General features: G+C 54.9%; 12 protein-coding genes. All 12 read left to right on the top strand.

From position 1 onward, the window contains the following. Positions 1-790: 790 nt before the first annotated feature. Positions 791-1,285 (top strand): hypothetical protein, encoded by a 495-nt coding sequence (locus JTA15_RS08660; protein ID WP_014170557.1) that lies wholly within the window; start codon positions 791-793, stop codon positions 1,283-1,285. Between the two features lie 23 nt (positions 1,286-1,308). Further along, entirely contained in the window at positions 1,309-1,812 is a 504-nt protein-coding gene (gene tssJ / locus JTA15_RS08655; protein ID WP_014170556.1) for a type VI secretion system lipoprotein TssJ, read from the top strand. 28 nt (positions 1,813-1,840) lie between these two features. After that, positions 1,841-3,184, top strand: coding sequence for a type VI secretion system baseplate subunit TssK (gene tssK, locus JTA15_RS08650; RefSeq protein ID WP_020883454.1), 1,344 nt, complete (start codon positions 1,841-1,843; stop codon positions 3,182-3,184). 17 nt (positions 3,185-3,201) lie between these two features. Next, positions 3,202-4,440 (top strand): DotU family type VI secretion system protein, encoded by a 1,239-nt coding sequence (locus tag JTA15_RS08645; RefSeq protein WP_014170554.1) that lies wholly within the window; start codon positions 3,202-3,204, stop codon positions 4,438-4,440. A gap of 2 nt (positions 4,441-4,442) precedes the next feature. After that, positions 4,443-8,063: a type VI secretion system membrane subunit TssM gene (tssM, locus tag JTA15_RS08640; RefSeq protein ID WP_014170553.1), complete on the top strand. Its 3,621-nt coding sequence runs from the start codon at positions 4,443-4,445 to the stop codon at positions 8,061-8,063. Positions 8,064-8,079: 16 nt separating this feature from the next. Next, positions 8,080-8,796 (top strand): type VI secretion system-associated protein TagF, encoded by a 717-nt coding sequence (gene tagF / locus JTA15_RS08635; RefSeq protein ID WP_020883457.1) that lies wholly within the window; start codon positions 8,080-8,082, stop codon positions 8,794-8,796. Positions 8,797-8,807: 11 nt separating this feature from the next. Beyond that, on the top strand, positions 8,808-9,824 hold the full coding sequence (gene tssA / locus JTA15_RS08630; RefSeq protein ID WP_020883458.1) for a type VI secretion system protein TssA: 1,017 nt from the start codon (positions 8,808-8,810) through the stop codon (positions 9,822-9,824). A 75-nt stretch (positions 9,825-9,899) separates the two neighbouring features. After that, the gene (tssB, locus tag JTA15_RS08625) at positions 9,900-10,424 is read left to right on the top strand and encodes a type VI secretion system contractile sheath small subunit (RefSeq protein ID WP_008502644.1); all 525 of its coding nucleotides are present in this window, start codon (positions 9,900-9,902) and stop codon (positions 10,422-10,424) included. Between the two features lie 3 nt (positions 10,425-10,427). Next, on the top strand, positions 10,428-11,927 hold the full coding sequence (gene tssC, locus JTA15_RS08620) for a type VI secretion system contractile sheath large subunit (protein ID WP_014170549.1): 1,500 nt from the start codon (positions 10,428-10,430) through the stop codon (positions 11,925-11,927). 65 nt (positions 11,928-11,992) lie between these two features. After that, on the top strand, positions 11,993-12,499 hold the full coding sequence (locus tag JTA15_RS08615; RefSeq protein WP_020883459.1) for a type VI secretion system amidase effector protein Tae4: 507 nt from the start codon (positions 11,993-11,995) through the stop codon (positions 12,497-12,499). Then, positions 12,496-12,921: a T6SS amidase immunity protein Tai4 family protein gene (locus JTA15_RS08610; RefSeq protein ID WP_047744820.1), complete on the top strand. Its 426-nt coding sequence runs from the start codon at positions 12,496-12,498 to the stop codon at positions 12,919-12,921. Before JTA15_RS08615 ends, JTA15_RS08610 begins: the two co-directional genes overlap by 4 nt. 180 nt (positions 12,922-13,101) lie before the next feature. Further along, on the top strand, positions 13,102-13,584 hold the full coding sequence (locus tag JTA15_RS08605) for a type VI secretion system tube protein Hcp (protein WP_014884229.1): 483 nt from the start codon (positions 13,102-13,104) through the stop codon (positions 13,582-13,584). The last annotated feature ends 1 nt before the right edge of the window (position 13,585 follow it).

Here is a 13,585-nt window from a genome sequence, read left to right as displayed (position 1 = left end):
TCTTATCTATCACCTGTTCACTCTGCGCTATGGCGAAAGCGAAGCGATGATGAAGTCAGCGTTAAATTTCAGATGAAGGTAGCTGAAGGGCAGGGCGACGAAGACCCCTGCAGACAGGAGGAATCGGTGCAAATTAATCGTCGCTTTAACCAGGAATATGTAGCTGTGCTTAATTGTTAATAGCGGAAAATTACCCGATTAAATCCGAAAGGGAGATTAAAAGACAAACTTATTTTGAGGTGTAAAATTAACTTTTCTCAGTTTCCCTGAAACAATTTCATATATTGAGACAGGTCTGGCTGAAATTGAAAGTTATCTCGATAATGCAACAAATAATTCATATTGGATATATTTTCTTCGCCCCGCATAAAGCCAGATTCTACTAATTATGGTAGTAGCAGTAATAGGATTATTGCGTTAATGAAAGTGATTCTCTTTTGTGGAATTTCATTTTAAATCAGATGGATATGTGATTTTGGCTTGAGGGGAATAGACGATTTTAGCTAAATCGTATTTTTTTCTCAGATTAATCCTATAATGTCTCGAGTGCTTCATTAACCATCAGTTATGAAGCGGTAAATATTGAATTGGTGGCAAGCTCATGTAAACTTGCTTACCGTTTGTCAAAATATGTCAGGAAGACGCTGGGCCTTATTCTGAAGGGCTCGTGCGGTAGCTATGCCCTTAAATAGTAACGCCCCGAAAATATACTGACTATTTTAACAATAGCACCTAAGTCAAACTTCATCCCCTTTATCTCCATCATCGAAATATCGCTACGGAAAAGCATATGAAAATGCGCGTACTGTTTTCACTTCTGTTTGTAATGGCGGTGGCGGGCTGTAAAGCGCCGCAGAAACCTGTGATCAACGACGACACGATCGTGACCAGCCAGGTCAATGGCGTCACGTTAACCCACCGTCATGCTGTTTTACCTCCAGCAGAGTTTACTCAGCTCAATGAGCCGTATCGTGCCATGTATCCGGCCTCGCTGATGAGCCGTCCTGACTTCGGCGGAAAGGTTATCCGTACCCTGGAAACCGGTAAAACGTATGTGGTCCTGGGTCAGGTTGAGCACTACTGGATGGCGCTTGCCGATGAGGGAAATGATCAACTGATTGGCTACGTCCCGATGCGTGCAGTGATCAAAGCCGATCAGTACGAAGCGACCGTCCGTAAGCAGGCCCAGCGTGCGAAAGTGCGTAAGAAGGCAACCTGTGTTGATGTGGACGGTAACAGCAAAGCCTGCAAAGACAGCGCTAACGGTACCTGGATCCTGAACTAAACCGCGTCCCTGAGCGTATTTTTATGAATAATAAAAATTTTCATTGGTTGTGGTCCGTCTTTTACGCGGCGATTTTCGCCCTTGTCAGTGGTTGTACGTCGTCTTCACACAGCGACCCTTCCCGCTACAATCTGCAGTTTCAGGCTCATCCACAAATCAATGAATCTGCGCCGCTAAAAGTCAGAGTGCTGTTGCTGAAATCCGATGCGGATTTCATGTCCAGCGACTTCTATTCCCTGCAGAACAACGCGTCAGCCACGCTTGGCGCGAATCTGCTGAACAGCGATGTTTTCTTCCTGATGCCGGGTCAGCTCTCGAAAACTCTGAGTGGACAGAGCTCTCCCGACGCCCGCTACATTGGTGTGATGGCGGAATATCAGATGCTGGATGGCAAAAAATGGCGCGTTTCACTCCCTCTGCCTGTGCCAGGCGAAAACCATATCTACCAGTTCTGGAAATGGTCAGCGGATGAACTCCAGGCCAACGTGTTTCTCGACGTGAATGGCATCCGGGTCATCAGCCAGTAACGCGCTTCATAACAGGAATTACATCATCATGACGAAAGCAGAAAAGGTCGTCTGGACCGAAGGCATGTTCCTGCGCCCACACCATTTTCAGCGGACTGAAAGCTATCTGCTCAACCACGTTCGTGAATGGGGTGCGCTGCAGCGTTCATACCTTTGGGGCTTTCTCGACGTTGAGCTGGACGAAGCGATGCTGCGCCAGGGATGCATTGCCCTGAGCTACTGCAGTGGACTGCTGCCTGACGGAACCTTTTTCCAGGTGCGCAACGGCCGCAATGGTCCGGTGCCGCTGAAAATCCCTGACAATCTCACCAATGAAAAGGTGGTGCTCGCACTGCCGGTTCGCCGTGGAGAGAGAGAAGAGGTGATCTTCAGTGAAGAGCCGGCCTCGCTGGCGCGCTTCATCGCCTTTGAGCAAGAGGTGGAAGACGACAACGCCATGTCGGTAGGCGATGCCACCGTACAGTTTGGCCGCCTGCGTCTGACCCTGATGCTGGAAAAAGATGTAACGGCAGAGTGGACCGCTATCGGTGTGGCGTTTGTGACCGAGAAACGCAACGATAACCACGTGCGTCTCGATAGCAGCTACATTCCGCCGATGCTGAATGCCAATAACAGCCCGCAGATCTACAGCATGATTAACGATCTGCACGGCTTACTGGTGCAGCGCAGCCAGCAAATTGGCGGTCGTCTGCGCCAGCCTGGCCGCTTTAATACCTCGGAACTGATTGAATTCACGCTGCTCTCACTGGTGAACCGCCATCTGGGAGAGGTTTCGCATTTAAAAACGCTTCCGCTGCTGCATCCGGAAACGCTCTGGCGCAGCTGGCTGCCGTTTGCGACCGAGCTCGCCACCTGGGCGTCTCAGCGTACCGCTGAAAGCGTGCTGCCAATTTACGATCACGACGACCTCGCGGGTTGCTTCAGCAAACTGATGATGCTGCTGCGTCAGGGGCTGTCTCTGGTGATGGAAGACCATGCCATTCAGCTGCCGCTTAACGAGCGTTCCCACGGTCTGAACATCGCGACCGTGCCGGAAACCAGCATGGTGCGTGAGTTCGGTTTCGTGCTGGCGGTCAAAGCCAACGTGCCGGGCGAACACCTGCAAACCCATTTCCCTGCCCAGATGAAAGTGGCGCCAGTCTCGAAAATTCGCGATCTGGTTCAGCTGCAACTGCCTGGCATTATGCTGCGCGCCATGCCGGTCGCACCGCCGCAGATCCCCTGGCATGCAGGCTACAGCTACTTCGAACTGGAGAAGGGGAGCGAGCTGTGGCACGAGATGGATAAGTCCGGCGCTTTCGCCCTGCATCTCGCAGGCGAGTTCCCGGGACTTGATATGGAGTTTTGGGCCATCCGTAGCCCGACTGAATAATAAAGCGAGCGCTTAATATGCAGGAACGACAGGATACCGGCAGTGATGCCGCGTTTACCGGAGCCAGTAGCAACAATCAGCTGGTGGCGGCCGCCAATCCGCTGCTCAATGCGATTCCGCAAATCCGTCATTCGGTATCACATGACGATCAGGTGGCGTTGCGCCAGCGCCTGATCGATGAGATCCGCCGGTTCGAAGTGCGCTGTCAGCAGGCCGGTCTGGCCTATGAGGTGATCGTCGGGGCACGTTACTGCCTCTGTACGGCACTTGATGAGGCTGCCGCGCTCACCCCCTGGGGCAGCAGCGGCGTCTGGTCCAGCAATGGTCTGCTGGTGACGTTTCATAACGAAACCTGGGGCGGCGAAAAGTTCTTCCAGCTGCTGGCGCGTCTGTCGCAAAACCCGCGCGAACATATTCTGCTGCTGGAGATGATCAACTACTGCCTGCTGCTCGGCTTCGAGGGGCGCTATCGGGTGCTGGATAATGGCCGCACCCAGCTTGAAACCATCAAGCAACGGCTGTGGCAGATGATTCGCGGCGTGCGTGGCAGTTACCCGCCACAGCTCTCTCCGCATCCGGAAGATCGTCCGGTACTGCGCAAGCTATGGCGACCTATGGTACCTCTGTGGGCCTGTGTGGCGCTGGCCGGGTTTATCGCCTGCCTGTTCTATATCGTGCTTAACTGGCGGCTTGGCGATAGCACCAACCCGGTATTAGCAAAAATTTATCAGTCACAGCTTCCCGAAACGACTATCCAGCAACCTGCCCGCCAGCTGCCTGCTGTGCTGAACCTGCGTGGTTTCCTGAAGCCGGAAATTGAAGCCGGTCTGGTTGCGGTAAAAGATGAAGCGGACCGTAGCGTGGTGATCCTGAAAGGGGACGGCCTGTTTGCTTCCGCCTCAACCGTGGTACGTGACCGTTATGAGCCGGTGATAAACCGTATTGCACAGGCCATGAATAACGTCAGCGGTAAAATTCTGGTGGTGGGCTACAGCGACAACGTGCCAATTCGCAGCGCGCGCTTTGCCTCTAACTATGAACTGTCGCTGGAACGTGCCCGGTCAGTTCAGAAAATGCTGCAGGGAAGCCTCTCTCAACCTGAACGTGTGAAAGCGGAAGGCCGCGGCGAGATTAATCCAGTGGCACCTAACAATACGCCGGAAAACCGTGCCCGTAACCGCCGGGTGGAAATTACTCTGCTGGTGTCGCCTGAAAATACCCAGGCTGAGCTGAACGGATTGCCGCAAGGAAACTAAGGATGCTGACTACTCTTCTTTCCATTTTGACCAATCGCATTCTGTGGAGCTTCCTGGGCGTCACTGCGCTTGCGGCGGTTATCTGGATGATTGGCCCATTGTTGTCCATCGTGGACACCCGACCGCTCGAATCTGAACAGAACCGCATCATCAGTATTGCGGTGGTTTATCTGCTCTGGGCGCAGGGCCACATTCTGCCGCGGCTGTACAATGCCTGGCTGAACCGCAAGCTGATGGACAAACTCAATGAGAACACCACCAGCCCGGAAGCAGCGGATCCGCAGAAGCGACTGAACAACGAGGAGCAGATCCTCGCCAGCCGTTTTGACGAAGCCGCACAGATGCTGAAAAAAGCGCACTTCAGCAAAGCGGGACAGGGTGCCCAGTGGACGCAGCGCTTTAGCACGCAATATTTGTATCAACTGCCGTGGTACGTCATCATCGGCGCGCCGGGCAGCGGTAAAACCACGGCGCTGGTCAACTCCGGGCTGCAATTCCCGCTGGCCGACCGTTTCGGTAAGACCGCGCTGCGCGGGATCGGCGGCACGCGTAACTGCGACTGGTGGTTCACCAACGAGGCCGTACTGCTGGACACCGCGGGTCGCTATACCACCCAGGAGAGCGAACAGGTTCAGGACGCCGGTGAATGGCTTGAGTTTATGGGGTTACTGCGTAAGTATCGCCGTCGCCAGCCGATCAACGGTGTGATTATTACCATCAGCATTTCTGACCTGCTGACGCTCTCGCCTGAAGCGTCACGCCAGCAGGCGGTCAACCTGCGCCAGCGTCTCTCTGAGCTGCATGAGCAGCTGGGTATTCGCTTCCCGGTGTATGTCATGGTGACCAAAGCTGACCTGCTTAAAGGCTTCCGTGCCTGGTTTGCCGATTACGACAAAGCGCAGCGCGACCAGATCTGGGGCTTCACGCTGCCGTGGGAGCAAACCAAACACGCTGATTACGACCTGATGGGTAACTTCCAGCAGGAATTTTCCCTCTTACAGCAGCGCCTGGATGCCGGACTGCCGGAAACCCTGCTGCAGGAGCATGATGCAAAAGCGCGCGCGGAAGCGTATCTCTTCCCGCAGGAGTTTGCCGCACTGCGTCCGCTGCTGGCTGACTACCTGAGCACGGTCTTTGCCCGCTCTAACTTTGAAACCGAATTCTCCCCGCGCGGGATCTATTTCGCCAGTGGTACCCAGGAAGGCATGCCGTTTGACCGGGTGATGGGCGAACTTAACCGTGCGCTCTCCTTGCCGGAAGGTGAAGAGGGAAATCGCTGGGACTCCGTCAGCAAAGAGGCTCCGATTCCGGGGGCGAAAGGGCAGAGCTTCTTCATCAAGAACCTGCTGCAAAACGTCATTTTCCAGGAAGCCGGCATCGCCGGGGAAAACCGCTGGTGGGAACTGCGTAACCGCGCCGTCATTTGGTCCGGCTATGCGGCGCTGCTGGCCCTGCTGGTGATCCTCGGTGGACTGTGGCTGACCAGCTATGCCAGGAACAAGGCTTATCTGGAAGAGGTGGACGCAAAGGTGCCGCTGCTGGATCAGCAGAGCAAGGCGCTGCAGAATCAGCCTCAGCGCGATCTGTTTGACCTTCTGCCCTTGCTGAATGGCCTGGTCGATCTGCCGAAAAGTGACGCGTTTGATGTTAACGATCCGCCTGTCTCACGCCGTATGGGGCTCTATCGTGGGGATGACGTCAGCGATGCATCGCAGTCTCTGTACCAGAAAGCGCTGGACCAGATGCTGCTCCCTGCCGTGGCGATGCATATCACCACCTGGCTGCGCAACGATAACGGCAGCGATGTGGAATACAGCTATGAAGCGCTGAAGGCCTACCAGATGCTCTATCAGCCGAAGCACTATGACGGCAAATTCCTGCACTCCTGGGTAATGCTCAATCTGCAGCGCAACCTGCCGCAGAACGTGACTCAGGCGCAGCTTCAGCAGCTTGAGTGGCACCTGACTCAGCTGCTTGAACCGAAAATTCAGGCCTCGCCGTACGCGCAGGATGAATCCCTTGTCGCGCGTGAAAGGGCGCTAATCAACCAGCAGCCACTTTCCACCCGGGTGTATGGTCGTCTGAAGCGTCTGCTGGAGCATGATGAAAACCTGAAACCGGTGTCGCTCTCCGACCTGGGCGGTCCGCAGAGCGAGCTGGTGTTTTCACGCAAAAGCGGCAAGCCGGTGAGTGAAGGCGTACCGGGTCTTTATACCCCGGACGGTTACTGGAAAAGCTTCAACGGCCAGATTGACAGCGTCACCACTGCCCTGCATGAAGACGATGCGTGGGTGCTGGGGGCGACCTCAGCCCAGGAAGATAAACAGCAGATCGATAACGCCGTGCGCCAGCTCTACATGCGCGACTTTATCGCCAACTGGGATCGCTTCCTCGCCGACATTCAGCTTAATAACAGCGCCGATCTCTCCCAGCGCATCAATACCGCGCGTCTGCTCTCCGGGGCAAACTCGCCGCTGCGCCGTCTGGTGCTGAACCTGAGCCAGGTCCTGACGCTTTCACGTAATGCGCCAGCCCCGGATGATGCCGGTAAAGCGCAAGCGCAAAGCAACCGTGCCACCCGCACGCTCGAAGCGTTATTCAGTAATAATGACAATGCCCCGACGCAGGCCGCGGTGGTCACTCAGGCACCTGAACAGCTGGTAACCGATCACTATGCTCCAATGATTGAGCTGGCGCAGCCGCTGGAGAAAGGCGGGAAGACCATCGTCTTTGATGATTTTCTCAAGCAGGTTGATGAACTTTACCGCTACCTGACTGCCGTTCAGGACGCGGCCAACAGCGGCATGCCTGCTCCGGGAGGCGAGGCGATTAGCCGTCTGCAGGCCAGTGCCGGTCGTCTGCCGGGCGGTCTGCAAACCATGTTCAGCAATATGGCGGTGGGGGCCAGCAGTGATACCCAGCGTCGCGACCTCGAAAACGTGCGTAAGCGGATTAACGTCGAAGTCGGTGGTTTCTGCCGTCAGGCAATCGCTGGCCGTTACCCGCTGGTGCGCAGCGCCAGTACGGAGGTCACGCCGGACGATCTCGCGCGCATGTTTGCGCCAGGCACCGGGCTGATGGACACCTTCTTTCGTGACAACCTGACCAATAAAGTCGATACCACGCAGGCGAACTGGCGCTTTATGCCGGGCATTGATGGAAAAACGCTGCCGGGAAGTGAAGGGCTCCTGAGACCGTTCCAACAGGCGCAGTCCATTCGCGATGCTTTCTTTGCTAACGGTGCTACCACGCCTTCTTACAAAGTGACGGTGCGCACCGTCAGAATGGATAACACGATCCTTAACCTGACGCTGGATGTTGACGGTCAACTGCTGCGCTACAGCCACGGTCCACAGGCTGTGCAGATCATGAACTGGCCGGGGCCGGGCGGGACTAACCAGGTGCGTATGCAGTTGGGTCTGGCTAACGGCAGCACGGCTACGCTGGTGACGAACGGTTCCTGGGCGCTGAACCGCTTTTTCGATAAAGCGCGTACCAGCCCGGGGGCGGGAAGTCTGAGTCGCCAGGCGACCTTCAACGTAGACGGACATCAGGTTACGCTGGAATTTGCGCCAAACAGTATTCGTAACCCGTTCCAGCTTCCCCGTTTCTCATGCCCATAACCGCAAGGACAGCCGTATGACGAATACCCCTGCGATGAACCGCTACAGCTGGTATGGCAAACTGCCCAGCGCCGGAGATTTTTTGCAGCGTCGCTTTCCTGACACCCTGCAACGCCAGTGGTCACACTGGTTCCAGGTCGGCCTGCTGGCCTGGCAGCAGGAAGAGCAGCGCAGCGGTGAGCGCCCGTTTAACAAAGCGCCGGTCTGGAATTTTGTTGTACCGCCGATGCTGGGCAGCCAGATGATTCAGATGGGCTGCCTGCTGCCGGGACGTGACAGCGTTGGTCGACAATATCCGGTCTGCATTCAGCTCAGCTTTGCCCCCGCGGACTGGTCGTCACGCCTGCTCAGTCAGGCTGAAAGCTGGTATCAGCAGATTGGCCGTCTGGGCCTGCATGCGGTACGTAACAGTTTTTCTGCCTCACAGCTCGATGACATGCTGATGTCCATTCCGGCACCGCAGCCCGTTGAGCCGCAAAAGCGCTCAGATATTCTCGATGTGATTGGTTATGACGAAGACGGCCAGAGCACGCTGGGCTGGCCTCAGGCAGCAGAGTGCTTTGACCCGCTTCGCCAGACCAGCTACTGGTGGACCAACCGCTGCGACGGCTACCCGCTCTACACCCATGTTCACAGCGGCAACTTCACCGGGCAGCTCTTTACGCTGCTGTTCGACCCGGCAGGTGGCGCCCGCCCGGGCCGTCACGGTCTCTATCCGCCTATGTTTGAATAAGCAGGGATCTTATGAATATCGAAGAATTTCTCGCGCCAATAAGCCCCGACAAGCCCTGTGGCGAAAACCTGGAGTATGACGCTGATTTCCAGCTCATGAATCAGGCCAGCCAGGGCAAAGCAGAGCAGCAGTTTGGCGACACCATCATTCCGGCAGAACCTGCTGACTGGAATACGGTGGAAAAATTCGCCACCAGCCTGCTGAGCCGCACCAAAGATCTGCGCGTCATGCTGGCGTTAACGCATGCATGGACACGTCGCCGCGGCCTTGCGGGCTACGCCGACGGGCTGTTACTGGTGCAGGAGGCGATCACGCGTTACTGGGAGCCGCTCTATCCGCTGCTGGAAGAGTATGGCGAAACCGACCCGTTTTACCGCATTAACGCCCTGGCCGGGCTGAGTGATAAGTCTGACCTGACCGTCGCCGTGCGTAACGCCTCGCTGCTGCGATCAAATGGCGATGAAATTTCACTTCGCGACGCTCAGGCACTGCTGGATGGCAGTAAAACCGAATGTCCGGATTACCCCGGTGGCCGTCCAAGACTGATTGACGAGCTGGCCCGCGGCGATCAGCCGGGCACGTCGGCGGTGATAGTGATTAACGAACGGCTGCTGGCCATTCGCGAGTTGCTCACTGGCCATCTTGGTGAAAGCGGCGTTCCGGAGATGGAACAGCTGCTGAAAACCGTCGGGCTGGTCGCCAGCGCCTGTCAGGTGACCGACATCAGCAAGCTGCTACCCAACCGGGAGGCACAGGCTGAGCTCAGCGCTGAACCTCAACCGGCGGTCGCACAACCCGTTCAGCAGGTTACAGACTGGCGCAGCGTGCAGGTCACCAGCCGCGCCGATGCACAGCTGATGCTGGAGAAAGCCAAACAGTATTTTGCGCAGTACGAACCGAGCCACCCCGCACCGTTGATGATTGAACGGGTGCAGCGGCTGTCAGAACTTAACTTTATGGACATTATTCGCGACCTGGCGCCAGACGGCGTTAACCAACTGGAAAACATCTTTGGACGCCGCGAATAACGCGTCCTGGCATTATGACGACAGGCATGGAGCCTGCCGTTTCACCTTCACCGCGCATCTTTGATGGAGAACATCATGGCAATGAGTAACAGTGGGCAGAAATTCATCGCACGTAACCGTGCCCCCCGCGTGCAGATCGAGTACGACGTAGAGATCTACGGTGCAGAACGTAAAATTCAGCTGCCGTTTGTGATGGGCGTCATGGCCGATCTGGTCGGCAAACCGGTGGAAAACCTGCCGGCAGTCGACGAGCGTAAATTCCTCGAAATCGACATTGATAACTTTGACGAGCGCATGAAAGCGCTGAAACCTCGCGTGGCGTTCCAGGTGGATAACACGCTGACCGGCGAAGGTAAGCTCAACGTTGATCTGACCTTCGACAGCATGGACGATTTCCTGCCGGACGCGGTAGCCCGCAAGGTTGAGCCGTTGAACAAGCTGCTGGAAGCACGTACTCAACTTTCCAACCTGCTGACCTATATGGATGGCAAAAACGGCGCGGAAGAGCTGATCGCTAAAATTCTGCAGGATCCGACGCTGCTCAAATCTCTGAGCCAGTTGCCGAAAAATGACGAAAGCGCGAAAGGTAGCGAGGAATAATCGATGAGCAACCAGACTCAACAACACGAGCAGCAGAGTGGTCAGGCGTTCAGCCAGGATGAATTCAGCGCGCTGCTGAACAAAGAGTTCCGCCCGAAAACCGATCAGGCGCGCTCCGCGGTGGAAAGTGCGGTAAAAACGCTGGCGCAGCAGGCGCTGGAAAATACCGTTACCTTCTCCAGTGACACCTACCGCACCATTCAGAACCTGATTGCCGGTATCGACGAGCAGCTGTCTCAGCAGGTGAACCAGATTATTCACCATGAAGAGTTCCAGAAGCTGGAGAGCGCCTGGCGCGGTCTGAGCTACCTGGTGAACAACACTGAAACCGACGAGATGCTGAAGATCCGCTTTATGAGCATCTCCAAGCAGGAGCTGGGTCGTACCCTGAAACGCTTTAAGGGCGTGGGCTGGGACCAGAGCCCAATCTTCAAGAAAATCTACGAGCAGGAGTACGGTCAGTTTGGTGGCGAGCCGTTTGGCTGCATCGTTGGCGACTACTACTTCGACCACAGTCCGCAGGACGTTGAACTGCTGGGCGAGATGGCGCGTATCGGCTCGGCGGCACACTGTCCGTTTATCACCGGTACCGCACCGGGCGTGATGCAGATGGAGTCCTGGCAGGAACTCGCGAACCCGCGCGACCTGACCAAAATCTTCCAGAACACCGAGTATGCCGCGTGGCGTTCACTGCGTGAATCCGAAGATGCACGCTACCTTGGCCTGGTAATGCCGCGCTTCCTGTCGCGCCTGCCGTATGGTATTCGCACTAACCCGGTCGACAGCTTCGATTTCGAAGAGCAGACCGATGGCGCGAACCACAACAGCTACTCCTGGGCGAACGCCGCGTATGCCATGGCTGCCAACATCAACCGCTCCTTTAAAGAGTACGGCTGGTGTACCTCAATCCGCGGCGTGGAGTCCGGCGGGGCGGTTGAAAACCTGCCATGTCACACCTTCCCGAGCGACGACGGCGGCGTGGACATGAAATGCCCGACCGAGATCGCCATCAGCGATCGCCGTGAAGCCGAGCTGGCGAAGAACGGCTTTATGCCGCTGGTTCACCGCAAAAACTCTGACTTTGCCGCCTTCATCGGCGCGCAGTCTCTGCAGAAACCGGCTGAGTACCACGACCCGGATGCGACCGCTAACGCGCGTCTGGCATCCCGTCTGCCGTACCTGTTCGCCTGCTGCCGCTTTGCCCACTACCTGAAGTGCATCGTGCGCGACAAAATTGGCTCCTTCCGTGAACGTGAAGAGATGGAACGCTGGCTGAACGACTGGGTGATGAACTATGTGGACGGCGACCCGGCTAACTCCTCACAGGAGACCAAGTCACGTAAACCGCTGGCGGCTGCCGAAGTGCAGGTGCAGGAAATTGAAGATAACCCGGGCTATTACGCCGCGAAATTCTTCCTGCGTCCACACTACCAGCTGGAAGGTCTGACCGTTTCTCTGCGTCTGGTTTCTAAACTGCCGTCACTGAAGACGAAAGACGCGTGATGATGATTGCCGCCGGGAGGCCTTACCCGGCGCCTGCTTTATAGCATGGAAATGTGAGAGGAAATATGACCGCGAGACCTTCGTTTGTTGCTGCCTGGGCGGCGGCAACACGTATTTACGATGCAAATGATTCTATCGGCAAAGTTAAGCAAATTATCGGCGGCAAGGTTAAGCACAACTTCGAAATACCGCAAGATCAGGGTGGGTGGTCAAATAGTTGTGCCGTACGCATGAGTTATGTTCTGAACTATACCGGGCATCCCGTCCCGCGTATTGCAAATCTCACGGTATCCGGTGCTGATAATAAATGGTACTTCTATCGGGTAAAGGATGTTATTGCCTGGTTGACGCGTCAGTGGGGTAAACCTGACATGGTCGTGAGTTATCCTTCCTTACCCGTTCAACAATTAGCCAACAAAAAGGGCGTAATTCTGTTTGAGGTACAGGGCTGGAGTGACGCCGCAGGTCATGCCACATTCTGGAATGGTTTAACCTGTTCGGATCATTGTTATTTCAATGCACCGGAGACGAATTACACGACGACCAAAGCCAATTTTTGGGAGTTGCCATGAAAAAAATAATTGCCAGTCTACTGTTGCTCACCAGTTCCGCCTCTGTTTATGCAACTAACGATCCGGTGATGTTTGTCAAAAAAATGCCTTATAAGCAAGTTGTTAAAGACGTTGTTTTTTCTCGCTGTCTGGCACAAGTTTCAGATGATAAAAGCCAGTTTTCTCTGGATGCAGCCCGTAGCAGTAGTGCATTACTGGAATGGGTGCCTTTCGATATTGAAAATGGCAATGACAAAATTAATGCCCTTATTGATAAATATAAAGGCGCAACCAATGCCTTTCATTCTGAGATAAAACCCGATGTCAAAGGCGTAACGTTAAACTGTCTACGTCTTTATCATAGTGACGAACTTAATAAACTTGTACCTCAATTAATTATCGGCAATCCTGACCGTACCTGGCTTCAGGATAATCCGCAGTAGTAAAGACTTCACATTCTTTCCTTTCATTCAGGGGGAATGTCAAGACTGTCAAATGACACGGGTCATTTGATATGAGGCAGAGGTAAAATATGGACGGTTTTATTCAGCCCCATGCTTTCCTGTTTGCCATATAAGTGCTTTTTCGAAAGCAATATTGTTCATCCACGAAGAGTAGATATTATGGCTATTGATATGTTTCTGAAGGTCGAGGGTGTTACGGGCGAATCTAAAGATTCTAACCACACCGGCTGGACTGATATTACCTCCTTCTCCTGGGGCGCTTCCCAGCCAGGTAATATGAGTGTTGGTGGCGGCGGCGGTGCCGGTAAAGTTAACTTTAACGATCTGCACGTTAACGCTCTGATCGACAAATCCACTACAGCAATTCTCAAACACTGCGCAAGCGGTAAGCACCTGACTAAAGTTGAACTGTCCGTGTGCAAAGCGGGTGGTCAGCAAGTTGAATATACCCGCATCACGCTGGAAGATGTGCTGGTAACTTCTGTTCAGTACACCGGTGCGGACAACGGCGACACCGTTGGTGTGACCTATGCATTCCAGGCTGCGAAAGTGAAACAGCAGTACTGGGAGCAGACCACTGCTGGTGGTAAAGGTGCGGAAAGCAGCGCTGGCTGGAACATTAAAGAAAACAAAGAAGCGTAAT

The sequence above is a fragment of the Enterobacter sp. BIDMC 29 genome (genome assembly GCF_019378755.1).
Taxonomy (GTDB): Bacteria; Pseudomonadota; Gammaproteobacteria; order Enterobacterales; family Enterobacteriaceae; genus Enterobacter; species Enterobacter ludwigii.
Note: the sequence above shows the minus strand (reverse complement) of the source record. Positions and strands in the feature narration are given on the sequence as shown.